A 22,747-nucleotide genomic window follows, 5' to 3' on the forward strand; every position below is an offset into this window, starting at 1 on the left:
TCAGGTGTTCACCCAGGTGGTCAACGCCAGGAAGAAGATCGCCATCACCAGCATCAGGTAGTAAAGCGTGCCCAGCACGCAGAACTTGATCGCGGTGAAGATCCAGTGCTGGCGGTAGACGCGCTGCTGCATCCAGAACAGGTAGACCGGCATCCAGGCCAGCACGGCGAGCTGTGCCGTCCACTGCGGGATTTTCAGCCAGAAGTTGCCCGATGGAACCAGGTTGCCCAGCGCCTGGATCAGGCAGAGCACCAGGATGCACAGGCACAGATAGGCGTGGCTGTACAACGCCACGACCAAGTGCTCCAGGTACACGCGCCGCGTCTCGATGTACGCCAGTTTCAGCAGCAGGGCGAACACCGGCACCAGCACGAACAGGGCCGACGGTACCGAGCCGATCAGGCGGGTGACGAAGTACTCCGGATCCTGTGCGATGCGTGGGACATTCTCTTCCGCCCGCGCCAGCTTCTTGTTGAACCAGCGATTGGCGAAGTCGGGCAGCCAGTCCACGCGCACCGGGTTGGTGTCGGCATCGAACGGCTTGCCGTCGATGCTGATCAGGGCGCGCATGGGTATCTCGGGCAGTGGTGCGCCTGCCGGGTAGAGATCGGGCTGTGCCAGCGATGGATGGTTCGGTTGAAGCTGGACGATCCGCTCGCGTGCCAGTCGTTGGGTGGCATAGATGTTCTCTTCAATCCGTTCGCGTACGAAGCCCAGTCCGCGAGGGACGCCCGCGCGCGCCGATACCAGGCCCTCCAGCGTCTGGTCGCGCTGTTTGATGACGCCCTCGACCGTCGTCTGCTTGGAGAAATCGATGCCGGACTCATCCGGTTTTGCGACCAGGTTGGTCGTGCCGTCGGCCGTCGGGGGCGGTTCCGGTAGCGTCACTTCGCCGATATGCAGGGTCAGCTTCGCGACGAAGAACGTCAGCACGCTGACGATCACGAACAGCCGCAGCGGCGCCACGTACGGCGCTCGGTGCCCGGCGAGGTAGGCGTTGGCCAGCGTGCCCGGCGAGAGCAGCGTGCGCAGCGTGCGGAAGATGCGGCCGTCCAGGTGCCAGAACGACTCGAACACCTCCTCCACCGCGTGCCCGAAACTGCGCAGCGGGTTGTGCGCGTTCTGCCCGCACTGGTGGCAGAACCCGCCCTGCAGCGGCGTCCTGCAGTTGTCGCACGCACTGGCGTGCACGGCGTCGGCTTCCTGCGATGAAGTCATGGGCGGTTCGGACGGTGCGGGTGGCGAGCGGGTAAGATACCGGCCTCCCGTGACCCGGTGCCAGCGCGCGACCGCGCGACCGTAGTCCGGCGGTTGCCCTCATGTCCCAGCTCCCCTCCCCGATCCCGCGCTTCGGCCAGGAAGTGCGTGCGACGGCCTCCCTCGCCCTGCCGTTGGTGCTGGGCCATGTCTCCACTGGCCTGATCGGCTTCGTCGACAACGTCATCGCTGGCCACCACGCCACCCAGACGCTGGCGGCGGTCACCGTGGGCACGGCCCTGCTGTGGCTGCCGATGATGGTACCGATCGGCACGCTGATCTCGCTGACGGCCTCCGTGTCCCAACTGGACGGGGCGAACCGGCGCGGCGAGATCGCGCCGCTGTTCCGCCAGGCGCTGTGGCTGTCACTGGGCCTGGGCCTGCTGATGTTCGCCTTCCTCAGCGTGGCGCCGTACGCGTTGGCGCGGTTCGGCATCGCCCCGGACATCATTCCCGGCGCGACCGCCTTCCTGCACGGCATCCGCTGGGGCGTGCCGGCGCTAACGTTCTATTTCTGCATGCGCTACCTCAGCGAGGGCACGCACTGGACGCTGCCGACGATGATCCTCGGCTTCGGCGGCCTGCTGGTGCTGGCGCCGGTAGGCTACGTGCTGACGTTCGGCAAGCTGGGATTCCCCGAAATGGGCGCGGGCGGCCTGGGCATCGCCTCGGCGCTGACCATGTGGCTGCAGGCCATCGCGTTCGCGGTGTACCTGTCGCGTTCGAAGCGGTTCGCCGACCTGCACCTGTTCGCGCACTTCGATCCGCCGCGCCGTGAACCGATCCTGCGGCTGCTCCGCACCGGCCTGCCGATCGGCATCACAGTGCTGATGGAGGGCAGCCTGTTCATCGTCACCGCGCTGCTGATCGCACGGCTGGGCACGACACCGGCCGCGGCGCACCAGATCGCCATCAACGTGTCCGCGCTGTGCTTCATGGTGCCGATGGGCGTGGCCGAGGCGACGACCGTGCGGGTGGGCCATGCGGTCGGCTCGGGCGATGCGCCCGGCATCCGCCGCGCGGCGCACGCCGGCTACGTCATCGTGCTGGCCACGCAGGCGATGTCGGCGCTGTTCCTGCTGTTGGGCCACGACCTGGTGGTGGCGCTGTACACCGACGATCTCGCCGTCGCCGCGCTGGCCGGGACGCTGCTGCTGTTCGCGGCGGCGTTCCAGTTCCCGGACGGCATCCAGGTGCTGTCGGCGGGCGCGCTGCGCGGGCTGAAGGACACGCGCGTGCCCATGTGGCTGGCGGTGGTGTCGTATTGGGGCCTGGGCATGCCGCTGGGGGCCGGACTGGGCCTGGGGCTCGGCTGGGGGCCGCAGGGCATGTGGGCAGGCCTGATCGTGGGCCTGACCGCCGCCGCGGTGCTGCTGGGTTGGCGTTTCGAGCGGAGCAGTCGGCGCCACATGGCCGTCGCGCAGGACCCCTTGCCAGCGTCACGGTGACCAACGGGGCATGAAAGCCCCGCAGGCACACGCTACAGTGGCCCCAGTTTCCCGGAGTCTTCCATGAACCAAGTCGCACCCGCACCCCGCCGTAGCCCGGTCGCCACGTTCTTCGTGGGGCTGTGGGACGTGATGAACTTCACCCGCAAGCTGGTCCTCAACCTGATCTTCTTCGGGTTGCTGTTCCTCATCTTCATCTTCTTCGTCATCGCCGCCGGCAGTGGCGGGGTGAAGCCGCTGATGGAGCGCACGACCTTCGTGCTGGCGCCGGAAGGCCGCCTGGTGGAACAGTTCACCGCCGATCCCGCCACCCGCGCGCTGGCCAAGGCGCTGGGCGACAAGAGCGGCGAGGAAGTGCAGCTGCGCGACCTGGTGCGCGCCATCGAGGCCGCGCAGAAGGACGAGAAGATCGAACGCATGCTGCTGCGCGTGGACCAGTTGCAGCCGACCGGCTACGCCTCGCTGCGTGAAGTGGCCGCGGCGCTGGCGAAGTTCCGTGCCTCCGGCAAGCAGATCGTCGCGTTCGGCGAGAACCTCAGCCAGACGCAGTACCTGTTGGCCGCGCAGGCCAACGAGGTCTACATCGATCCGATGGGCAGCCTGGTGCTCGAGGGCCTGGGCCGCTACCGCCAGTACTATCGCCAGGGCCTGCAGGACAAGCTTGGCGTGGACGTGCACCTGTTCAAGGTGGGCGAATACAAGTCGGCCGCCGAACCCTACGTGCTCGACGCGGCGTCGAAGGAAGCCAAGGAAGCCGACCTGTTCTGGATGAACGATGTCTGGCAGCGCCTGCTCGCCGACATCGCCAAGGTCCGCAAGACCACGCCGGAAGCGCTGGCCGCCGGCATCGACACGCTGCCGGAAGGCGTCGCCGCCGCCGGTGGCGACCTGGCCAAGTACGCACTGCAGCAGAAGCTCGTCGACGGCCTGAAGACCCAGGAAGAAGTCGAGAACCTGCTGATCGAGCGTGGCGTGGCCGATGAGGATTCGGAAACCGGCTTCCGCGCGGTCGGCCTGGCGGGCTACCTGGCCCAGATCGATGGCAAGAAGAATCCGCTGGACAGCCGTCCGCAGGTCGCCGTGGTCGTGGCCGAAGGCGAGATCACCGACGGCGACCAGCCGGCCGGCCGTGTCGGTGGCCTGTCCACCTCGGCGCTGCTGCGCGAGGCGCGCGACGACGAGGACGTGAAGGCCGTGGTGCTGCGCGTGGACTCGCCGGGCGGCGGCGTGTACGCCTCCGAGCAGATCCGCCGTGAAGTGGCCGCGCTGAAGAAGGCCGGCAAGCCCGTGGTCGTTTCGATGGGCGACCTGGCCGCGTCCGGTGGCTACTGGATCAGCATGAATGCCGACCGCATCTACGCCGATCCGTCCACGATCACCGGCTCGATCGGCATCTTCGGCATGATCCCCACCGTGCCGCGCTCGCTGGAGAAGATCGGCGTGCACACCGACGGCGTGGGCACCACGCGCTTCGCCGGCGCGTTCGACATCACCCGTCCGCTGGACCCGGCCGTCGGCCAGGTGATCCAGTCGGTCATCGACAAGGGCTATGCGGACTTCACCGGCAAGGTCGCCGACGCGCGCAAGAAGTCGGTCGAGGACATCGACGCCGTCGCGCGCGGCCGCGTGTGGAGCGGCGCGCAGGCGAAGGAACGCGCGCTGGTCGACGAACTGGGCGGCCTGGACGCCGCGCTTGCCGACGCCGCCAAGCGCGCCAAGCTCACCGATGCCGAGGGCTACCGCGTGCGCTACATCGAGAAGGCCGCCTCGCCGTTCTCGCAGTTCATGTCGGGCATGGCCGGTACGCGCCTGGGCGCCGCGTGGTTGAAGGATTCCGACTTCGCCCGCGCGCTGCTCGCACGCAGCCTGCCGGAAATGGAAGCGCAGCTGCGCTTCGTCGACGAAGCCGTGAACGACCGCAACGGCGCACCGGTGAAGACGTTGGCGTACTGCTTCTGCGGTTTCTGACGCCGACCCGCATCGCATGAACCCACGGGCCGCCCGGGCAACCGGGCGGCCCGTTTCGTTGTGCGCGTGCGAATGGCCGTCCGCCGCGCAATCCGCGTTGTATGCGGCATCGGCGCAGGAACCGGAGACGCATGAAACGCAGGGTGTCGGGTGTAGGGGCGATGGCCGCGATGGCCGCGATGGCCGCGATGGCGTGCATGGCGGGCGCGCATGCCGCAGAGCCGAGCCTGCCGGACGTGCCGTCATGCTCGAGCACGACAGCACCGGACGATGCAGGCCTGGTGGCGACGCCGGGTGGCTTCATGCTGGTGCATCCGCGCAGCGTGGACCTGGCCGACGATTACACCGGCTGCAAGACGCTGTGGGTGATGGACGTGGATCCGGCGCCATGGCGCTGGGCGACCCTATGGTTCCGCGACGGACGCCTGCAGCGCGTGGTGAGTGGCTCGCGCGATGCGGCGCCCCGCGTGTGCGACATGCCCGGCGCCGCGCTGCCCACCGGATACGCACCTGCACCGGCCTGCGAAGGCCTGGAGGAGCACCCCTGGATCGCGCTGCGCCTGCCGAGCTGGCCACGCGCCTGCGCCGCCGAGAACCCGCCGGCGGCCTGCGAGGGTGCGCCGGAATGAGTGGGGCGATGCGGATGGCCATCGCGATGCTGCTGGCGTTCGCCGGTGTCGTCGCGCCCGTGCGGGCGTCGGATGCCGATGCGGACTTCGCCACCTTCCTGTCGCGCTGGCGGGAGGCGGTCGCCACGAACGACGCCGAGGCCGTCGCGAGCCTGACGCAGGTGCCCTTCCTGTTCGAAAGCGAGCCGCGCGATCGCCAAACGGTGGCGCGCACGGTGGTGCCGGCGCTGCTGACCGCCGACGTCCGCCGCTGCCTGCGCACGGCGACGCCGCTGCGCGAAGACGATCGCTACGTGCTCTCCTGCGCGCCGTACCTGTTCTACCTCGGTCGCGTGGACGGGCAGTGGCGCTGGGTGGAATTCGCCGCCGACGGCGAAGCCTGAGGCTCAGGGAGCGCTGGCGTCGCCGGTCGCTTCCGCTTCGGCCGCGTTCGTGCGATCGGCCGATGCCTGCACCTGCGCTTCCACGGCCTCGGCCTTCTGGATGGGCGCCTGCACGGCGTCGCGCAGTTCGGTGCCGCTGGGCGTCGTCGTCGATGCGGTGGCTTGCGGTTCCGGGGGCTCGTCGGTGGGAGGCGGTTCCGGTGCGCGGCATGCCGCGGCCATCAGGGCGAGCGAGGCGAGCAGGGCGAAGCGGATCCCGGGCATGACGACGATCCTCGTATGACGTGGCGCTATGCTACGCCCAACGATGGAGGAGGCGCACGTGGCGGCGAACCGGTGGCGACTGGAGGGACAACTGGCGCTGGTGACCGGTGCCAGCGCGGGCATCGGGCTGGCGATCACGCGTGAGCTGCTGGGGTTCGGTGCCGACGTGCTGATGGTCGCGCGCGATGCGGACGCGCTGCAGGACGCGCGCCAGGACCTCGTCGAGGAATTCCCCGAGCGCGAGATCAGCGTGCTGGCCGCCGACGTGGCCGACGACGAGGATCGGCGCGCCATCCTCGATTGGGCCGAGGACCATGCCGACGGTCTGAACATCCTCGTCAACAATGCTGGCGGCAACGTCACCCGCGCCGCGGTGGACTACACCGAGGACGAGTGGCGCGGCATCTTCGAGACCAACCTGTTCTCGGCCTTCGAACTGTCGCGTTATGCGCATCCGCTGCTCACGCGGCATGCGGCCTCGTGCATCGTCAACGTCGGCAGCGTGTCGGGCATCACCGCCGTGCGCAGCGGCGCACCGTACGGAATGACCAAGGCCGCGCTGCACCAGCTCACCCGCAACCTGGCGGCGGAGTGGGCCGAGGACGGGGTGCGCGTGAATGCGGTGGCCCCGTGGTACATCCGCACGCGGCGCACGTCGGGTCCGCTCTCGGACCCGGACTATTACGACGAAGTGGTCGCGCGCACGCCGATGGGTCGCATCGGCGAGCCGGAAGAAGTCGCCGCGGCCGTCGGTTTCCTCTGTCTGCCTGCGGCCAGCTACATCACCGGCGAGTGCATCGCGGTGGATGGCGGGTTCCTGCGCTACGGGTTCTGAGCGACGCCGCAGGTACTCTCGGACAGGATGCGCGCCACGCGCTCGTACTCGGCGCGATTCTTCTCGACGTTCTCGCGGCGCGCGAAGCGATAAGCCACTTCGGTTTCGTCGCCGCGCTTCTTCCAGGCCTCGCACAGGCCGCCGTCGGGCACGCGCGCGCAGGTGTCGCGCACCACTTCGCAGGCCTGGCCTGCGCCGGCCTGCGGGTTGCCGTCCAGGCCGGTCGTGCGCAGCGAGACGCAGCGCGAGGCGGGCTCGCTGTCTTCGGTGACGTACGTGTCCTTGTCGTATGTCGTGCACTGGAACAGCACCGGCGGAGGCAGCGGTGCGGCGTCGGTCGCGCGTGCCGGAGGCGCGTCGGCCGTTCGCGCGGCCGGCTTCGCCGCCGCCGCGGGCGCCTGTCCGGCAGGGGCTGCGGGCGCCATCGGTACCGTGTTGACGCCCTGCATCGTGCGCTGTTCCTGCTTCGTGCCTTTCGGGCACGGTGCGTTCTGCAGGGTCAGCGCACCGCTGGCATCGGTACAGCGGTAGATGACGACGTCCGCGGCCTGCGCGGCGAACGATGCGAAGAGGCAACAAACCGCCAGCAGCAGGCGGCGGGCGATGGAGCGTGCGGTGCGGCTCATGGATTCCTGCAGTCGTTGGCGATGCGCGCGTCGATGCCGCGCTGCTCCAAGTCTAGCGTGCGGCGTTCGCTCGCCATCGCGCTGCCGTAGCGGCGCAGGATCTCGTAGCGCCGGTCCGACAGGCGCGCGCAGACCTCGGCCTGCGGCAGGACGTGGCAGGTATCGCGGATCCAGACGCCGCCGGGCGCATAGCCCGCGCCCCCGTGCCCGGGTCGCGGAGGTCGAGGCGGTCTCGGATCGCCGCTCTGGAACGAGAGCGTGCCGTTGCCGATCGACACATTGCCCGACACGCTGGCGGAACTTGTGTAGCCGTTGCGCGCCCACCCCGGATGGCCGGTCGACCAATACGGCACCCAGCGCGGATTTCCTTCACCGTCGTCGCTGGTGTAGCTCTCGCCATCGGGCGTCACGCATTCGTACATCGGGCGTGGCGGCGTGACGTAGACCACCTGGACACGGGTGTCCGATACCGGTGCGGCGGGCGTCGTCGGCGCGGGGGCCGGACGTGCGACGGGCGCCGGGTCGCGTGGGCGCTGCATGGTGCGGACGTCCTGCTTCTCGCCCTTGAGGCAGGGCGAATCCCGCACCGTCAGTGCGCCGGCGGCGTTCGTGCAGCGGTAGATCGTGACGTCCGCAGGCGCGGCCGGCTTCGCCTGCGTCTGCGCGAACGACGGCGGCGATATCAGGAAGACCGGCAGCAGGAGCAGGGCGCGGCGAGGCATGCCGCCATGGTGCGCGCGTGGGCAGGGGATGGAAAGTCGGGCGCCGTCGACGGCCGCCGGTCATTCACGTAGCGCTTGGCCGCTCAGTGCGTCGCGGATGGCGGTCGGGCGGGCCAGGCCGCCGGTCTGCCCGGGCACGGCGGCATCCACGCGTGCGAGCAGGGCCGGGTCCAGCGCGTCATAGGTGCTGACGGCCGGCTGGCCGCTCAGATTCGCGCTGGTGGACACCAATGCACCGCCATAGGCCTGGCACAGGCCGACGACGGTGGGATGGTCGCTGACGCGCACCGCGATGCCGCGATGCTGGCCGGTGATCCAGCGGGGCGCCTGCGCGCTGGCAGGCATCACCCAGGTGTGCGGGCCAGGCCAGCTGGCGAGCACTTCGGTGAGACGGTCGGTGGGTACGGCGGCGACGTCGATCAGCGGCTTGAGCTGTTCCAGCGTGGCGGCGATCAGGATCAGCCCCTTGTCGACCGGCCGCTGCTTGATCGCCAGCAGCCGGTGCACGGCACCCTCGTCGAACGGGTCGCAGCCCAGGCCCCACACGGCTTCGGTGGGATAGGCGACGATGCCGCCGCTGCGGATCACTTCCGCTGCTTCCTCGATGGTCCTTTCGATGGGCATGGTGTCGGCGTCGTCGTCGGATCAGAAGGGCGCGTCGTCTCCGGCGGCGGCCTTGGAGGCGGCCTTCTTCACCGTCGTCTTCTTGGTTGCGGTCTTCTTGGCGGCCGTTTTCTTGGTCGCCTTCTTCGCTGCCTTCTTCGCCGCCTTCTTGGCCGGCGCCTTCTTGGCGGTCTCGGTCTTCGGCGCAGCGGTCTTCTTCACCGCGGCTTTCTTGGTCGCGGCCTTCTTGCCGAAGCCCTTGCGCACCGGCTTGCCGGTTTCCTCCAGCAGCTTCTGCACTTCCTCGAATGTCAGCGAGGCCGGTTCCCGATCCTTCGGGATCTTGCCGTTGAGCTTGCCGTCGCTGATGTACGGGCCGAAGCGTCCGTTCAGCACCTGGATGTCGCTGCCGTCGAATTCCTTGATGATGCGGTTGCGCGCGATCTCTTCCTTCTCTTCGATCAGGAACACCGCGCGCGCCAGATCGATCGTGTAGGGATCGTCTTCCTTCTTCAGCGAGGCGTAGGTGCTGCCGCGCTTGGCGAACGGACCGAACCGGCCGATGCCGACGCTGACGTCCTCGTCCTTGTCCTGGCCCAGCTTGCGCGGCAGCTTGAACAGCTCCAGCGCGTCTTCCAGGGTGATGGTGTGCATCGACTGGCCGGGCCGCAGCGAGGCGAACTCCAGCTTCTCGTCGGTGTCCTTGTCGCCGATCTGCGCGTAGGGTCCGTAGCGGCCCAGGCGCACGCTGACCGGCTTGCCGGACTTGGGATCGGTACCCAACTCGCGCGCGCCGGTGGCTTCGCTGCGGTCGACGGTCTCGGCCTTCTCGTCGACCAGTTCCTTGAACGGGCCCCAGAACTTCTCCATCAGCGGCACCCACTCCTCCTCGCCACGGGAGACGGCGTCGAGCTCGTCCTCCAGCTTGGCGGTGAAGTCGTAGTCCACGTACTGGGTGAAGTGGCCGGACAGGAACTTGCTGACCGCGCGGCCCACGTCGCTGGGCTTGAACGCGCGGCCTTCCATTTCCACGTACTTGCGGAAGATCAGCGTCTGGATGATCGAGGCGTAGGTGGAGGGACGGCCGATGCCGTATTCCTCCAGCGCCTTCACCAGCGCGGCTTCGGTGAAGCGCGGCGGCGGCTGGGTGAAGTGCTGGTCGGCGTGGATGCGGTCCAGCGGCACCGTGTCGCCCGGCTTCATCGCCGGCAGCTTGCGGCCTTCGTCCTCGTCCTCGGCGTTCTTCTGGTCCTTGCCTTCCTCGTACACGGCCAGGAAGCCCGGATCGACCACCGTGGTGCCGCTGGCGCGGAAGCTGTGCTGGCTGCCCGCGGCCAGGTCCACACTGACGGTATTCAACGTGGCCGGCACCATCTGGCAGGCGACGGCGCGCTTCCAGATCAGGTCGTAGAGCTTGCGCTCGTCGTCGCTGAGGTAACGCGCAACCTGCGTCGGCGTGCGCAGTGCGCTGGTCGGGCGCACCGCCTCGTGCGCTTCCTGTGCGTTCTTCGACTTGGTCTGGTAGACGTTGGGCTTGTCGGGCAGCGCCTGGGTACCGAAGTCGCGCGCGATCACGTCGCGGATTTCGGTCAGCGCCTCTGCCGAGAGGCTCACCGAGTCGGTACGCATATAGCTGATCAGGCCGACGGTGCCTTCCTCGTCGCCGATGTTCACGCCTTCGTACAGCTTCTGCGCGACCTGCATGGTCTTGCGGGTGGTGAAGCCGAGTTTGCGCGAGGCTTCCTGCTGCAGCGTCGAGGTGGTGAACGGCGGCGCCGGTCGGCGCTTGCGCTCCTTGCTGGTCACGTCGGTGACATGCAGCGAACCCTGCGCGGCCTGCTGGATGCGCAGGCGCGCGGCCTCGGCGGTGTCACCATCGGTGACGGTGAACTGCTCGAATTTCTGGCCGTCCAGCCGGGTCAGCTTGGCGGTGAAGGCCTGGCGCGGATGCGCGCACTCGGCTTCGATGCTCCAGTATTCGCGGGCGACGAAGGCTTCGATCTCTTCCTCGCGCTCGACGATCATGCGCAGCGCCGGCGACTGCACGCGCCCGGCCGACAGGCCGCGCTGCACCTTCCGCCACAGCACCGGTGACAGGTTGAAACCGACCAGGTAGTCCAGCGCCCGGCGCGCCTGCTGCGCGTCGACAAGATCGCCGGCGATCTGGCGCGGCTGGCTCATCGCTTCCTTGATCGCGCGCGGCGTGATCTCGGTGAACACCACGCGGTGCAGCGGCTTGTCCTTCAGCAGACCGCGTTCCTTCAGGATCTCCGCGATGTGCCAGCTGATGGCCTCGCCTTCGCGATCCGGGTCGGTGGCCAGGAAGATGTCGTCGGCGCTCTTGGCGGCCTTGGCGATCGCGTCGACATGCTTCTCGTTCTTGTCGATCAGGTCGTACCGCATCGCGAACCCGTTGTCCGGATCCACCGCTCCCTCCTTCGGCACCAGGTCCCGGACGTGGCCGTAGGACGCCAGGACGGTGAAGTCCTTGCCGAGGTATTTGTTGATCGTCTTGGCCTTGGCGGGCGACTCGACGATGAGCAGGTGCTTGGGCATGTCGGGGATTCGGGGGATTCGAGGGGGGCCGTCCGGGGCCGGCTAGGGTGGCCCAAACGCGGGCGCCAGAGAAGCGGACGCCCGGGGCGAGGGGCCCCGGGCGTTCAGATTTCCTATTTATAGTGGAATCACGCCCGGCCCCGGCCTGTCAAGCCGGGCCGTCGGACGGGAGCGGGTTCCGTGAACCGGGTCGCGCCCCGGGCCGGGGCTCAGCGGCCAATCGAGGCGAACGCCGCGAAGCCCACCGCCAGCAGGATGAAGGCGCCCACGAGCAGCACGCCGAAGATGATCAGCACGACCAGGGCGACCGTGCCCAGCTCGTCGCGCTGGCGCTCGGGCTGCGAGGTGAAGGCCCATTTGTCGACCACCAGGGTGTCGCAGATCAGGTCGTGCAGGCCCTGCTTGCGGCTGGTGAACGCGGCCATGATCAGGCCGATGCAGAGCAGCAGGCCGCTGAGCAGGTACGCCCAGTAGCGTCCGAAGCCGCGCAGGAAGCTGATCCGGTCCCCGTCGCTGCGGACCACCTTGATGCCGATCGCCAGCTTGCCGGGCGTGGCCGTCAGGCCCGCCGTGGAGTGGAACCAGGCGAAGGCGATCGCGGTGAGCAGGTAGGAGATGGTCGTTTCGCCCGGGTTGAGTACGTCGGCCGCCCCGGAGAGGCCCGATGCGAACGAGCTGCCGAACCCCATCAGCCCGCCGATGATCGCCGCCACGATGCCCACGGGAATCCCGATGGCGAAGGCGTCGATGATGCTGGCTGCCACGCGCTTCCAGAAGCCGGCGTAGACCACGTGGCCCTCGTACACGGGCGTGCCGGTGTAGCCGCCGATGTCGGCGCGCGGCGCCGCATAGGGCGACGTGGCGGCGGACGCACCGCTGTCCACCGACGGCGCGGCCGCCATCGCCGCGGCCGCGACGGCCTCGGACTGGCTGGCATGGGGCGGCGTGTACTGGGTGTAGCTGGGTTCGCTGGCGGTGAACACCGCGCGACCGGTGAGCGGGCGCTCCACGGGTGCGTCGGTTTCGACGGCCATCGGTGCAGGGGGGACCGCCGGAGCGGCGGGCGCGCTGGCGGGTGCCGGATCCGCGATCCCGAGTTCCGTCGTGATCTCCCCCAAAGGCGTCCACTGCGACATGCCTTCGCGCCACGCGAGCGAGGCACGGGTCAGCGCGCCGGTGCGGTAGAGATGGGCGATGGCGTCCGCGGGCACCGGGCCCTGGCGCTGATGCTGCGGATCGACGTAGTACCACTGGGTCATGGGGTGCGCCTGCGGGACGGATCCCGCGATGAAAGGGTGAGAGTGGAGGGTGATCGCGGGGTGCTTACGAAGGCAGGCTGCCGAGCATCATGGCGCCCATCACCGCATACATGGCGATGGCGCCGACGATCACGACGCCCGCGAGGACCAGGATCACGATGGTCACCGTGCCCAGTTCCTCGCGCTGGCGCTCCGGATGGGCGGTGAATGCCCATTTGTCGACTACCAGCGTGTCGCAGACCATGTCGTGCAGCGCCTGCTTGCGCTCGGTGAACGCCACCATCAGCGCGGAGATAAGCACGCCGAGTCCGCAGGTGACCGCGCCGAACATCACGTAGGCCAGGGAACGCAGGAAGTTGCGCCAGAACCCGGCGCGTTGGCCGCTGGTCCGCACGACCTTGATCCCCACGGCGAGCTTTCCCAGGCTGGCCTGCATCGACGAGGACTGCATCCAGCCGAAGTACACGCACGGCGCCAGGATCAGTATCGGATACATCGCCAGGATGGTCACCATGCCCGCGCCGGTGGCCATCGCGTTGTCCGTGCCGCCGGCGCCCATCACGCTCACGCCGATCAGCATCATCGGGATGATCAGCGCGTAGCTGATGACCGTGGTGACGATGTTGTCGATGAAGGACGCCGCGAAGCGCTTCCACAGGCCCGCCTGCACGACGCGGCCGCCGGTGACGAACGAATGCGTGGAGGTCAGCTGCGCGCTGGGCGGCGCATAGGGGACGTGCGCCTGATCGGTCGCCTCCTCGGCGACCGGCTCCACCTGCGGCAGCGCCGTGACCGGCACGTCCAGTTCGGAGGCGAAGTTGCCGAACGGCTGCCAGTCGTCCAGGCCATCGCGCCAGACCAGCGATTCCGCGGTGAGGCGGCCGTTCCGCGCATGCGCGGCGAGCTCATCGGCCGTGAACGGCCCCTGCCGCTGCCCCCCGGCGTCGGCGTAGTACCAGTGCGTCATTCCGTTGTTCCCCTGTCATGCGCGCGGCCCGCGTCGCCGCGCTGACGATTCAGCCGCGGCACTCCAACGGCAGCCACTTGTCATCGACGTCGGACGAGCAGTGCCACTCGGTGTGGTCGCTGCCCAGGTCCCACCACAGCTTGCGGCCGTCGATGCCGGTGTTGCCGATGTTGCCGAACTCCAGTTCGAACCCGCAGGTGCCATCGTCGAACTCGCCGATGGTGGCGCGGGTGACGTAGGTGCCGGCGTAGCTCTCGGGCGTGCCGAACGTGCCTTCCCCGTTGCTGGGGCACCGGCCCTGGCTGATGTGGAATTCCTGTACCTCGGCCTTGAGCGCCTGGCTTTCGCTGACCGCCTGCACGACCTTCGCGCGCAGGGTGTAGTCCTGGTAGGCGGGAAGGGCGATCGCGGCGAGGATGCCGGCGATGCCGATGCACGGCACCACCATCACCGCGGCGACGATCAACGCGATCTTGCCGCCGGACATGCCCTGTTTCGGCGGCGGTGCCGGCGAGGGCCGCGGCGCGGCGGGGCGTGGCGGCGTGACGGCCGGCGGTACCGGCGGCGGAAGCGGTGCCGTCGTCTCGTCGACGGCCGGATGCAGGCCGAGTTCATCGGCAAAATCGCCCAACGGCAGCCATTGCGGCAGGCCTTCGCGCCACACCAGGCTGTCCAGCGTGATGCGACCGTAGCGGTAGTGCGTCCCCAATTCGTCCGCCGTCACCGGACCGTGCTGTTCACGGTTCCGGTCGGCGTAATACCAACCCGACATGCTTCCCCCAGAAGCGGACCGACGTCTCAGTGTACCGGTTCAGGCTCGTCGGCAAACATCTGGGTTTCCATCCACGCGTACGCGGCTTCCGACCCGGGCTGGTTGAACAGCACCATCAGGACGACCCACTTCAGGTCGTCCAGGTCCAGTTCGTCCTGGTCCAGCGCCATCGCGCGGTCGAGGACCAGTTCACGCTGGTCCGCATCGAGCACGCCGTGCTGCTCCAGGAAGAGCAGGAAGCCGCGGCATTCCACGTCGAGCTTTTCCAGCTCCGGACCATGGAACACGCGGGTGGGACCCCCGACGCGCGGGTTCGCCGCGCTGGGGCGCTGGTCGGCGAGGGCGTCGAGCCAGTCGAAGGCCTTGCTGATCTCGGCGGGGCTGAAGCCGGCCTGGATCAGGCCGTTCTGAAGAGAGTCGCGGTCACGGACAGGGTCCGCATCTTCGGTGAAGTAGTGTTCGAACAGGTACAGCAGTACGTCCAGGATGCTCTCTTTCATTGCCCCTCGGCCTGCGTCAACGACGCTGTGGAGGTGAAGAAACCGGTCTTTCTCAGATATCGGCCGTGTTCCGCCGTAACTAAGCCATCCAGTTCCATGACCAGCAGCATGGAGGACAGTTCCGCGGCCGTCAATCGTGTGCGTGAGACGAGCTGATCCATACCTGTTGGGTCATGTCCCAGCGCCTCCCACAAGGTCTGGTAGTCGGGTGCCAGTGCACGCGGTGCGCCGTCCGCACTGTCCGGGGGCCCCCATTCAGTTTCACCGAGGCGTTCGCGCAGGGCGTTCGCGAGGTCGGCCGCCAGCGGGGCGAGCGCGCCGATCACGTCTTCGGCGCTTTCGACCAGGGCGGCACCCTCGCGGATCAGTCGGTGGCAGCCGCGTGCCATCGGGTTGTGGATCGACCCGGGTACGGCGAAGACCTCGCGGCCGGCTTCGGCCGCCTGCCGGGCGGTGATCAGCGCGCCCGAACGCTCGGCGGCTTCGACCACCAGGGTCCCTAGGGACAGGCCGGCCAGGATCCGGTTGCGGGCCGGGAAGTGGCTGCGCAGCGCCGGCGTGCCGGGCGGATGTTCGCTGACCACCGCGCCGCGGGCCGCGATGCGGCCGCGCAAGCCGGCGTGGTGGGGGGGATAGGCCACGTCCGTGCCGGTGCCCACCACCGCGACGGTGGCGCCGTCCGCGGTCGCCAGCGTGGCTTCGTGGGCGGCGGCATCGATACCCCGCGCCATGCCGCTGGCGACGACGATGCCGGTCGACGCGAGGGCGCGGGCGAACCGCTGAGCGTTTTCGCGTCCGCCCGGGGTCGGCGAGCGGCTGCCGACGATGGCCACAGCGGGTCGCCAGAGCAGCCCGGCGTCCCCCTCGACGAAGAGCGCCAGCGGCGGGCTCGCGCTGCGGCGCAGGGGTGCCGGGTAATCCGCTTCGTGCCAGCCGATCAGGTGATGCTGTGGGATCCCAAGCCACGCGAGGGTGCCGGCCAGTGCGTCGTCATCGCGCATGCGGAGGGCTTCGGTCTGCGTCGCGAGCAGGCCGGCTTCGCGCCAGCCGGCGGGCCCGGCCGCAAGCGCGGCAGCGGGCCCGGCATGCGCATCCAGCAGCCGTCGCCGGGGCAGGAGAGGGCCGCCTGCCAGGACGAGCCGGGCCAGCGCGATCAGATCTTCGTTGGGCATCCTGCGAGCCTAGGCAGGAAACGACGACGGCGCCCTCGGGCGCCGTCGCGGTGATGCGTAGGAGTTGCCTGAAGCGGTCAGTACTTTGCGTCGGGGTGCTTCAGCTCATAGCCCACGCGGGTCGCTTCCACGCCTTCCATGACCAGGGCGTAGCTGACCTTGTCGAAGGTGCGGAACACCATCGCGTGGCTGGCGTATTCGTCGGGCAGCGAGACGCGGCCCGCGCCGGACTTGGGCGATTCGCTGACGCGCGAGGATTCCGGGTGGGCCATGCGGTTGGCGGTGTGGCTGCCGTTACGCCACACCGAGAACACGGTGCCGTTGTCCACGCCATCCAGGCGGCCGCCCGAAATGGCGATCACGTCGCGCGGACCGCCCGAGGTCAGCGCATCGGCCACCGCGAGCACGCGCAGCTTGCCGGCCGGATCGGTCGCCGGCGCATGCGGGAAGAAGTGCAGGTCGTACGGCTGCGCGTCGACCGGAATCAGGCGGTCGCCCACCCGGACTTCCATGCCGCCGATGTCCACCAGCAGCGTGCTGACTTCGGTGCCGGGCACGACGCCGCGGGTGAAGGTGGCGAGGTTGACCTTGGCCAGCTCGTAACCCAGGAACTCGCCCTTGCCGTTCTGCTCGATGATGTCCTTCCACATGTCGACTTCGCCGCGGATCGTCTTGCCGCGGAAATCCAGGTCCTGCGAGCGCGGGTTGTCGGTGAAGCGCGCGGTCGGGCGGACGATGGCGAAGCGCTGGCCGGGCTGGGCGCCGTCCAGGCCGCGCACATAGATGTTGTGGCCGCCGGAACTGCGCAGGCGGTCCTCGTCCAGGCCGGCCACATGCGGCAGCCCCTCGAAGCTGTCCACCACGCGGCGGTCCTTCAGGAAGGGCTCGATGTCGGCCAGCGGGATCGCGTTCAACGGCGCGTCCTGGCGCGGGCCCGGCTGCACCGCGACGCGGTCCAGGTAGGCCAGGCTGATGACGTCACCCGGGTAGATCAGGTGCGGGTTCTGGATCTGCGGGTTGGCCTGCCAGATCTCCGGCCACAGCCAGGGCTTCTTCAGGAAACGCGCCGAGATGTCCCACAGCGTGTCACCCCGCTTGACCACGTAAGTGTCGGGATGGCTTCCCGCCATCTCGGCCGCGGTCGCGTAGGTGCCGACGGTCAGCACCGCAACGGCGAGAACCGTACGAAAATATTTAAACATGGCGGTATCTACCTGATTCCCCGACAGGTGGTCAGCACTATAGTCCAGAAAACCCGGCGCAACGCAAGCGCCCTTGTTAGAATTCGTGAGGCCTTGCCGGATTCCGCAGGCACCCCCATCTCGAGACGTACCATGGCCCTGCTCCCCATCCTCGAATTCCCCGACCCCCGCCTGCGTACCAAGGCGGTGCCGGTCGACGCCGGAAACGTGACGACGCCCGAATTCCAGCGCCTGCTCGATGACATGTTCGAGACCATGTACGACGCACCGGGCATCGGCCTGGCCGCCAGCCAGGTGGACGTGCACCGGCGTTTCATGGTGATCGACGTCAGCGAGGAGAAGAACGAGCCGCAGGTCTTCATCAATCCCGAGCTGAGCGAGCAGGTGGGCGAACAGGTCTACCAGGAAGGGTGCCTGTCCGTGCCCGGCATCTTCGCCGACGTCACCCGGGCCGATGTGATCACCGTGCGTTTCCTCGACCGCCAGGGCCAGCCTCAGGAACTGCGCGCCGACGGCCTGCTGGCGGTCTGCATCCAGCACGAGATGGACCATCTGGACGGCAAGCTGTTCGTCGACTACCTCTCGCCGCTGAAGCGCGAGATGGTGCGCAAGAAGCTGGCCAAGCAGCGCAAGCACGTCGCCTGACGCGACCGCGGGGACGGGATGCGCGGGCCCCGCCCCGCCCGTTCCGTCCCTCCTCTTTCGGAACACGCCCCATGAGAATCGTCTTCGCCGGCACGCCGGCGTTCGCCGTGCCCAGCCTGCGCGCCGCGCATGCCCACCATGAAGTGGTGGCCGTCTACACCCAGCCCGACCGTCCCGCCGGTCGCGGCCGCGGGTTGACGCCGTCGCCGGTGAAACTGGAGGCGATCCAGCGCGGCATCCCCGTGCTGCAGCCGCTCTCGCTGAAGAAGAAATCCACCCAGGACGCGCTGCGCGAACTGCAGCCCGACGTCATGATCGTCGTGGCCTACGGCCTGATCCTGCCGCAGGCCGTGCTCGACATCCCGCAGTACGGCTGCTGGAACGTGCACGCCTCGCTGCTGCCCCGCTGGCGGGGCGCGGCGCCGATCCAGCGCGCGATCGAAGCCGGCGACGAGGAGACCGGCGTCTGCCTGATGCAGATGGAGGCCGGCTTGGACACCGGGCCTGTGCTGTTGGCACAGAGCTTGGAGATCGGCCGGGAAGAGACCGGCGGACAACTGCATGACCGCCTGTCCGACCTCGGTGCCCAGGTGCTGCGCGATGCGCTCGGCCTGCTGCGGGCCGGGGTCCGCCTGCCGCCGCATCCGCAGCCGGACGAAGGCGTGGCGTACGCGCACAAGCTCGACAAGGTCGAGGCGAAGCTCGACTGGACCCGGCCCGCCGCCGTGTTGGCCAGGAAGGTGCGCGCCTTCAACCCGTGGCCGATCACCGAGGCGCAGCTGGCGGGCGAGCGGTTGCGCATCCACGGCGCGGTGGCCGTGGACCAGGCCCACGATGCGGCGCCGGGCACCCTGCTCGGCGCGAGCCGGCAGGGCCTGGATGTCGCCTGCGGGCAGGGCGTGCTGCGCCTGCGCGTGGTCCAGCGCGAGGGCGGCAAGGCGATCACCGCCGCCGACTACCTCAACGCACGGCGTGACCTGGTGACGCCATGAGCGGGCAGGCCGGCGTCGCGGTCCGGGTGCTCGCCATCCGTGTCGTCGATGCGGTGATGCATCGCGGGCGATCCCTCAAGGCCGAACTGGCGAGCACGCTGCCGCAGATCGAGGACGTGCGCGACCGCGCGCTGCTGGAAGCCATCTGCTTCTCGGTGCTGCGTGCGCGGACGCAGAGCGATGCGGCCTTGGCGCAGTGGATGCCCCGCCCCCTCGGTCCGCGCGACAACGAACTCAAGGCGCTGCTGCACGTCGGCTTCGCGCAACTGGTCGTGTTGGAACTGCCGGCGCACGCCGCGGTCTCGGCGACGGTGGAAGCCGTGCGCGTGCTCGGGCGTCCCCATCAGGACAAGCTGGTGAATGCGCTGCTGCGGCGTGCTCAGCGGGAAGGACTGCCTGCGTCGGCGCCGGAGGCGGCGTGGCCGGCCTGGTTGCGCGGACAGGTGCGGAAGGACTGGCCCGTCCAGGCCGACACGGTGTTCGCCGAAAGCCAGCGCGAGGCGCCGGTGTGGCTGCGGGTCAACCGGCAGCACGGCCGTCGCGACGCGTACTTGCAGCGCCTGGCCGATGTCGGGCTCATGGCGGAAGCTCCCGAGGGCCTGCCGGACGCCCTGCTGCTGCGCGAGCCGCTGGCGGCGACCGCGCTGCCCGGCTTCGCGCAGGGCGACGTCTCCGTACAGGACGGTGCCGCACAACGCGTCGCCGACCTGCTGGACGGGCTCCCGGCCGAAGCGCGCGTGCTGGACATGTGTGCGGCGCCGGGCGGCAAGTCCGCGCATCTGCTCGAGCGCGATCCGACGCGACGCCTGCTGGCCCTGGACGTGGATGCGCGCCGGCTGCAGCGCGTACGCGAAACCTTCGATCGCCTGGGCGTACACGCCGAGTTGAAAGCCGCCGACGCGGCCGATCCGTCGGCGTGGTGGAACGGCGAACCGTTCGATGCCGTGCTGCTGGACGCCCCCTGCTCGGCGACAGGCATCGTGCGTCGCCAGCCGGACGTGCTGTTGCATCGGCGGGCAGAAGACCTGCCGGCGCTGGCGAGGCTGCAGGCTCGCCTGCTGGATACCGCCTGGCAGGTCCTGCGTCCTGGCGGGCGCCTCGTCTACACCACGTGTTCCGTCCTGCGGGAAGAAAACGCGGCGCAACTGGAAGCCTTCCGCGCGCGTCATCCGTCGGCCCTGGTCGAGCCGCTCGATGAAGGCTGGGGGCACCCGGACGCGGGCGGCCGTCAGCGCCTGCCCGGTGAACGCGACATGGACGGGTTCTTTTACGCGGCCTTCCGGAAAGCGTGAGCCTCGTAGCAGGATGCGACGTGGCGTCGCGGATGTTCCGTGCCGTGCCGGTGCCGAGCGGTCCGCATCGGCGATACTGGGCGGACGGCTCGTCGCCGTTTAGGACGCCTTGACGTCGGGGCACGTTCGTCGGCGCAGACTCCTGGCGTCGACCCGGCCCCGATCCCTGATTGCATGAACGTACTGTCGTACCCGCAGGATCCGAAGTGATGCAAGGAAGCAGTCCCCGCCGACAGGATGTCGCAAGCGCCTTCGTGTGGCTGGCGGCTTTCAGTGCGACGGCATTGCTGGCGGTGCCCAAGGGACTCTCGCTGTTCGCCGGTCTGATGCTGGTGGCGACGCTGCTGGCGCTGCCGGATGCGTGGCGTGATGGCCGCGCATCGGCGCCACGAGCCTTGCACGCGCTGCTCCTGATGGCGTTGGCGGTCGTGGTCGTGGCGGTGCTCTCCCTGTGGAGCGCCGGAGCGCGCCTGGCAGCGCTGGACAACCCCGCGCGCGTACTGCTGTTGCCGTGGTGCGCGTGGCTGGCGTGGACTACGCGCGTTCGCGCTTCGAGCCTCTGGTGGGGAGCGCTCGCCGGGCTGGTGATCGCCTTCCTGTTGTCCTCGGTGCAAAGCTGGCTGGGCGTCGAGCGGGCGGGCGGGGGCGCCAACCCCATCGTGTTCGCCAATGCGGTGCTGATCCTGCTGGTGGTGGCCGTGTTCTGCCGTCCGGCTCGCCAAAGCTTCCCCATGCAACTGCTGCTGGCGCTGGTCGTCGCGCTGGCCGTCGTGGCGGTCACGCTCAGCGGAAGCCGGGGCGTATTGCCCGGGCTGGGCCTCGTCCTGTTGATGCTCTTCGCGGGCGGCGCCGCCCGGCATCGCTGGCGACGGTTGGCGCTCGTGGCGGGGGTGTTCGCCGCCCTGTTCGCGGCGCTGTGGACCGTACCCTGGCTGTCCACGCAATTCCGGATGGACAGCTTGCACGCCGATGTGTCCGGCTATGCGCAGGATCACGTCGACCAGCCCATCAGCGCGCGCATGGGGCTGCTCTCGGTGGCGTGGGATGCCTTCCGCTCCGCACCGCTGTCCGGTGTTGGCATAGGAGGTTTCGCCCAGCGCGTCGATGCCAGCGGCTATTGCCGCGACGCCTCGCGGCACTTCTGCGGCCTCGAGCACGCGCACAACGATCTGGCCCAGTGGGGCGCGACGATGGGGGTGGGCGGAATCGTCGTGCTCCTGGCGTTGTATGGCGTGCCCCTGGTCATCGCGGCGCGGCACGTCCGCCGCTCGAAGCCGGACCTGCCCGTGGGGGCGGGCTGGGCGGCCGGCATGCTGGTCGCGGTCTATCTCATCTCCGGGCTTACCCAATCGATGTTCTCGCACGCGCTGACCACCAGTGCCTACGTTGTCATCGTCGGCCTGCTGTTGGGGACTGCGCTGGCCGAGGAGGCGCCCTCACAGGGCGGCGGACAAGCGTAGTTCGGGTTTCATTTCACATTCCTAAATGGCGCCGCAATGCCGGCGTGCAACGCGCGTTCTCTCACAGTTGAGTCATCAACGCCTTCCTACACTCTGCGCTCCCCCACGCAGTGTTTCCCCATGCCCCACGTCAACCTGATCGGTTGGGACAACGGTGTCGGCCTGAGCCGTGACTTGCGCCTGATCGAACAGGCATTGAGCGATGCAGGATTCCAGGTGGCGATCCAGCCGGCGCGCGGGCGGGGCAAGCTGCGCAAGTGGTTCGGCCCCTGGGTTCAACGGGCGGTGATCGCCGGGCGACGCCTCGCGCGCCGCAAACGTTTCGACCTGAACCTCATGCTGGAACACATCACGCCCGAGTTCCTCGGCGCCGCCGAGCGCAATGCGTTCATTCCCAACCCGGAATGGTGCCTGCCGCGCGATGTACGGCGCCTGCCGCAGGTGGACCGTGTGCTGACCAAGACCTCGCACGCGACCGGCATCTTCCACCGCCAGGGGTGCGAGGTCGCGCCCGTGGGCTTCACCAGCACGGATCGCCACTTGCCGGACGTCGTGCGCGCGCCCACGTTCCTGCACCTGGCCGGGCGCAGCAGCGCCAAGCGCACCCGGCTCGTGCTCGAAACCTGGGCACGCCATCCCGAATGGCCCAGGCTGACGGTCGTGCAGCATCCGCGCATGGCCGACTTCCGTCCGGAAGCCGCCAACATCGTCCATCGCGTGGACTATCTGGACGACGCCGAACTGCGCGAGATCCAGAACGCCAATCTGTTCCACCTGTGCCCGTCGGAGACCGAGGGCTTCGGCCACTACATCGTCGAAGCGCTGAGCGTCGGTGCGATCGTGCTGACCACCGACGCCGAGCCGATGAACGAGTTGGTGACGGCCGAGCGCGGCGTCCTCGTCCCGTTCGCCCAGACCGGGCGGCAGCAGCTGGCGACGCGCTACCTCATCGAGGCCGAAGCCCTGGAATGCGCCGTGGTCGGCGCCTTGGCACTGGACGCCGGAGAGATCGAGGCCAAGCAGGCGGCGGCGCGCGCGTTCTACCTCGACAACGACAGGACGTTCCGCGAGCGGCTGGCCGCCGCCGTGACGGCGATGATCGGCGGGACGGACGCGGCATCCGTCGCGCGAAGCCTGCCCGGGACGACCGGCGAGGCCTATGCCGAGGCCGCACTGCCTGCAGCGCAGGCATAGC

General features: G+C 69.0%; 22 protein-coding genes. 10 read left to right on the forward strand and 12 right to left on the reverse strand.

The window, feature by feature from the left end; genetic code table 11:
• Complete coding sequence (locus BLT45_RS02905; protein WP_093294904.1) at positions 1-1,218, reverse strand: DUF3667 domain-containing protein; 1,218 nt, start codon at positions 1,216-1,218, stop codon at positions 1-3.
• 101 nt (positions 1,219-1,319) lie between these two features.
• On the opposite strand from BLT45_RS02905, the gene BLT45_RS02910 reads away from it, so the two are divergent.
• The 4 genes from BLT45_RS02910 (at position 1,320) to BLT45_RS02925 (ending at position 5,685) form a co-directional block, all read left to right on the forward strand.
• Positions 1,320-2,705: an MATE family efflux transporter gene (locus BLT45_RS02910; protein WP_093294907.1), complete on the forward strand. Its 1,386-nt coding sequence runs from the start codon at positions 1,320-1,322 to the stop codon at positions 2,703-2,705.
• A gap of 63 nt (positions 2,706-2,768) precedes the next feature.
• Positions 2,769-4,673 (forward strand): signal peptide peptidase SppA, encoded by a 1,905-nt coding sequence (gene sppA, locus BLT45_RS02915; RefSeq protein WP_093294910.1) that lies wholly within the window; start codon positions 2,769-2,771, stop codon positions 4,671-4,673.
• Positions 4,674-4,804: 131 nt separating this feature from the next.
• Positions 4,805-5,302, forward strand: a complete 498-nt coding sequence (locus tag BLT45_RS02920; RefSeq protein WP_139187897.1) for a hypothetical protein — start codon at positions 4,805-4,807, stop codon at positions 5,300-5,302.
• A gap of 8 nt (positions 5,303-5,310) precedes the next feature.
• Positions 5,311-5,685, forward strand: a complete 375-nt coding sequence (locus BLT45_RS02925; RefSeq protein ID WP_139187899.1) for a hypothetical protein — start codon at positions 5,311-5,313, stop codon at positions 5,683-5,685.
• Between the two features lie 3 nt (positions 5,686-5,688).
• On the opposite strand, the gene BLT45_RS02930 is transcribed toward BLT45_RS02925, so the two are convergent.
• Entirely contained in the window at positions 5,689-5,949 is a 261-nt protein-coding gene (locus tag BLT45_RS02930; protein ID WP_093294919.1) for a hypothetical protein, read from the reverse strand.
• Between the two features lie 58 nt (positions 5,950-6,007).
• On the opposite strand from BLT45_RS02930, the gene BLT45_RS02935 reads away from it, so the two are divergent.
• Complete coding sequence (locus tag BLT45_RS02935; protein WP_093298415.1) at positions 6,008-6,784, forward strand: SDR family oxidoreductase; 777 nt, start codon at positions 6,008-6,010, stop codon at positions 6,782-6,784.
• Here the strand turns inward: BLT45_RS02935 and BLT45_RS02940 are convergent.
• From BLT45_RS02940 to BLT45_RS02985, 10 genes are all read right to left on the reverse strand, one after another.
• Positions 6,772-7,410, reverse strand: coding sequence for a DUF4124 domain-containing protein (locus tag BLT45_RS02940; RefSeq protein ID WP_254771773.1), 639 nt, complete (start codon positions 7,408-7,410; stop codon positions 6,772-6,774). The two genes, BLT45_RS02935 and BLT45_RS02940, sit on opposite strands and share 13 nt — an antisense overlap.
• On the reverse strand, positions 7,407-8,132 hold the full coding sequence (locus BLT45_RS02945) for a hypothetical protein (RefSeq protein WP_093294922.1): 726 nt from the start codon (positions 8,130-8,132) through the stop codon (positions 7,407-7,409). Before BLT45_RS02945 ends, BLT45_RS02940 begins: the two co-directional genes overlap by 4 nt.
• 60 nt (positions 8,133-8,192) lie before the next feature.
• Positions 8,193-8,756 (reverse strand): L-threonylcarbamoyladenylate synthase type 1 TsaC, encoded by a 564-nt coding sequence (locus BLT45_RS02950; RefSeq protein WP_093294925.1) that lies wholly within the window; start codon positions 8,754-8,756, stop codon positions 8,193-8,195.
• A 21-nt stretch (positions 8,757-8,777) separates the two neighbouring features.
• Positions 8,778-11,291, reverse strand: a complete 2,514-nt coding sequence (locus BLT45_RS02955; protein WP_093294928.1) for a DNA topoisomerase I — start codon at positions 11,289-11,291, stop codon at positions 8,778-8,780.
• 209 nt (positions 11,292-11,500) lie between these two features.
• On the reverse strand, positions 11,501-12,550 hold the full coding sequence (locus BLT45_RS02960; protein WP_093294931.1) for an RDD family protein: 1,050 nt from the start codon (positions 12,548-12,550) through the stop codon (positions 11,501-11,503).
• A gap of 64 nt (positions 12,551-12,614) precedes the next feature.
• The gene (locus BLT45_RS02965) at positions 12,615-13,517 is read right to left on the reverse strand and encodes an RDD family protein (protein ID WP_093294933.1); all 903 of its coding nucleotides are present in this window, start codon (positions 13,515-13,517) and stop codon (positions 12,615-12,617) included.
• A 49-nt stretch (positions 13,518-13,566) separates the two neighbouring features.
• Positions 13,567-14,289 carry a GYF domain-containing protein gene (locus BLT45_RS02970; RefSeq protein ID WP_093294936.1) on the reverse strand — a complete coding sequence of 241 codons (723 nt, stop codon included), beginning with the start codon at positions 14,287-14,289 and terminating at the stop codon, positions 13,567-13,569.
• A gap of 26 nt (positions 14,290-14,315) precedes the next feature.
• On the reverse strand, positions 14,316-14,789 hold the full coding sequence (locus BLT45_RS02975) for a DUF494 family protein (protein ID WP_093294939.1): 474 nt from the start codon (positions 14,787-14,789) through the stop codon (positions 14,316-14,318).
• The gene (gene dprA, locus BLT45_RS02980; RefSeq protein WP_093294947.1) at positions 14,786-15,961 is read right to left on the reverse strand and encodes a DNA-processing protein DprA; all 1,176 of its coding nucleotides are present in this window, start codon (positions 15,959-15,961) and stop codon (positions 14,786-14,788) included. The genes BLT45_RS02975 and dprA overlap by 4 nt, the downstream gene beginning before the upstream one ends.
• Before the next feature lie 77 nt (positions 15,962-16,038).
• Positions 16,039-17,163 carry a LysM peptidoglycan-binding domain-containing protein gene (locus BLT45_RS02985; RefSeq protein WP_093294951.1) on the reverse strand — a complete coding sequence of 375 codons (1,125 nt, stop codon included), beginning with the start codon at positions 17,161-17,163 and terminating at the stop codon, positions 16,039-16,041.
• 132 nt (positions 17,164-17,295) lie between these two features.
• Between BLT45_RS02985 and def the strand changes: the two genes are divergently transcribed.
• The 5 genes from def to BLT45_RS03010 all read left to right on the forward strand — a co-directional run bounded on the left by def (position 17,296) and on the right by BLT45_RS03010 (position 22,746).
• Positions 17,296-17,808 carry a peptide deformylase gene (gene def / locus BLT45_RS02990; protein WP_093294954.1) on the forward strand — a complete coding sequence of 171 codons (513 nt, stop codon included), beginning with the start codon at positions 17,296-17,298 and terminating at the stop codon, positions 17,806-17,808.
• Positions 17,809-17,879: 71 nt separating this feature from the next.
• Positions 17,880-18,800: a methionyl-tRNA formyltransferase gene (fmt, locus tag BLT45_RS02995; RefSeq protein ID WP_093294957.1), complete on the forward strand. Its 921-nt coding sequence runs from the start codon at positions 17,880-17,882 to the stop codon at positions 18,798-18,800.
• A complete protein-coding gene (rsmB, locus tag BLT45_RS03000) occupies positions 18,797-20,092 on the forward strand; it encodes a 16S rRNA (cytosine(967)-C(5))-methyltransferase RsmB (RefSeq protein ID WP_093294960.1) in 1,296 nt (431 codons plus the stop codon). The genes fmt and rsmB overlap by 4 nt, the downstream gene beginning before the upstream one ends.
• Before the next feature lie 209 nt (positions 20,093-20,301).
• Positions 20,302-21,552, forward strand: coding sequence for an O-antigen ligase family protein (locus BLT45_RS03005; protein WP_093294963.1), 1,251 nt, complete (start codon positions 20,302-20,304; stop codon positions 21,550-21,552).
• Positions 21,553-21,672: 120 nt separating this feature from the next.
• A complete protein-coding gene (locus tag BLT45_RS03010) occupies positions 21,673-22,746 on the forward strand; it encodes a glycosyltransferase (RefSeq protein ID WP_175455706.1) in 1,074 nt (357 codons plus the stop codon).
• Position 22,747 lies beyond the last annotated feature (1 nt).

It is taken from the genome of Pseudoxanthomonas sp. CF385, from assembly GCF_900104255.1.
In the GTDB taxonomy this organism is placed as follows: Bacteria; Pseudomonadota; Gammaproteobacteria; order Xanthomonadales; family Xanthomonadaceae; genus Pseudoxanthomonas_A.

What these genes read in the sequence shown, in the direction of transcription:
- BLT45_RS02905 (WP_093294904.1), bottom strand. Translation starts at nt 1,218, where the DNA reads ATGACTTCATCGCAGGAAGCCGACGCCGTGCACGCCAGTGCGTGCGAC.
- BLT45_RS02910 (WP_093294907.1), top strand. Translation starts at nt 1,320, where the DNA reads ATGTCCCAGCTCCCCTCCCCGATCCCGCGCTTCGGCCAGGAAGTGCGT.
- sppA (WP_093294910.1), top strand. Translation starts at nt 2,769, where the DNA reads ATGAACCAAGTCGCACCCGCACCCCGCCGTAGCCCGGTCGCCACGTTC.
- BLT45_RS02920 (WP_139187897.1), top strand. Translation starts at nt 4,805, where the DNA reads ATGAAACGCAGGGTGTCGGGTGTAGGGGCGATGGCCGCGATGGCCGCG.
- BLT45_RS02925 (WP_139187899.1), top strand. Translation starts at nt 5,311, where the DNA reads ATGCGGATGGCCATCGCGATGCTGCTGGCGTTCGCCGGTGTCGTCGCG.
- BLT45_RS02930 (WP_093294919.1), bottom strand. Translation starts at nt 5,949, where the DNA reads ATGCCCGGGATCCGCTTCGCCCTGCTCGCCTCGCTCGCCCTGATGGCC.
- BLT45_RS02940 (WP_254771773.1), bottom strand. Translation starts at nt 7,410, where the DNA reads ATGAGCCGCACCGCACGCTCCATCGCCCGCCGCCTGCTGCTGGCGGTT.
- BLT45_RS02945 (WP_093294922.1), bottom strand. Translation starts at nt 8,132, where the DNA reads ATGCCTCGCCGCGCCCTGCTCCTGCTGCCGGTCTTCCTGATATCGCCG.
- BLT45_RS02950 (WP_093294925.1), bottom strand. Translation starts at nt 8,756, where the DNA reads ATGCCCATCGAAAGGACCATCGAGGAAGCAGCGGAAGTGATCCGCAGC.
- BLT45_RS02955 (WP_093294928.1), bottom strand. Translation starts at nt 11,291, where the DNA reads ATGCCCAAGCACCTGCTCATCGTCGAGTCGCCCGCCAAGGCCAAGACG.
- BLT45_RS02960 (WP_093294931.1), bottom strand. Translation starts at nt 12,550, where the DNA reads ATGACCCAGTGGTACTACGTCGATCCGCAGCATCAGCGCCAGGGCCCG.
- BLT45_RS02965 (WP_093294933.1), bottom strand. Translation starts at nt 13,517, where the DNA reads ATGACGCACTGGTACTACGCCGACGCCGGGGGGCAGCGGCAGGGGCCG.
- BLT45_RS02970 (WP_093294936.1), bottom strand. Translation starts at nt 14,289, where the DNA reads ATGTCGGGTTGGTATTACGCCGACCGGAACCGTGAACAGCACGGTCCG.
- BLT45_RS02975 (WP_093294939.1), bottom strand. Translation starts at nt 14,789, where the DNA reads ATGAAAGAGAGCATCCTGGACGTACTGCTGTACCTGTTCGAACACTAC.
- dprA (WP_093294947.1), bottom strand. Translation starts at nt 15,961, where the DNA reads ATGCCCAACGAAGATCTGATCGCGCTGGCCCGGCTCGTCCTGGCAGGC.
- BLT45_RS02985 (WP_093294951.1), bottom strand. Translation starts at nt 17,163, where the DNA reads ATGTTTAAATATTTTCGTACGGTTCTCGCCGTTGCGGTGCTGACCGTC.
- def (WP_093294954.1), top strand. Translation starts at nt 17,296, where the DNA reads ATGGCCCTGCTCCCCATCCTCGAATTCCCCGACCCCCGCCTGCGTACC.
- fmt (WP_093294957.1), top strand. Translation starts at nt 17,880, where the DNA reads ATGAGAATCGTCTTCGCCGGCACGCCGGCGTTCGCCGTGCCCAGCCTG.
- rsmB (WP_093294960.1), top strand. Translation starts at nt 18,797, where the DNA reads ATGAGCGGGCAGGCCGGCGTCGCGGTCCGGGTGCTCGCCATCCGTGTC.
- BLT45_RS03005 (WP_093294963.1), top strand. Translation starts at nt 20,302, where the DNA reads ATGCAAGGAAGCAGTCCCCGCCGACAGGATGTCGCAAGCGCCTTCGTG.
- BLT45_RS03010 (WP_175455706.1), top strand. Translation starts at nt 21,673, where the DNA reads ATGCCCCACGTCAACCTGATCGGTTGGGACAACGGTGTCGGCCTGAGC.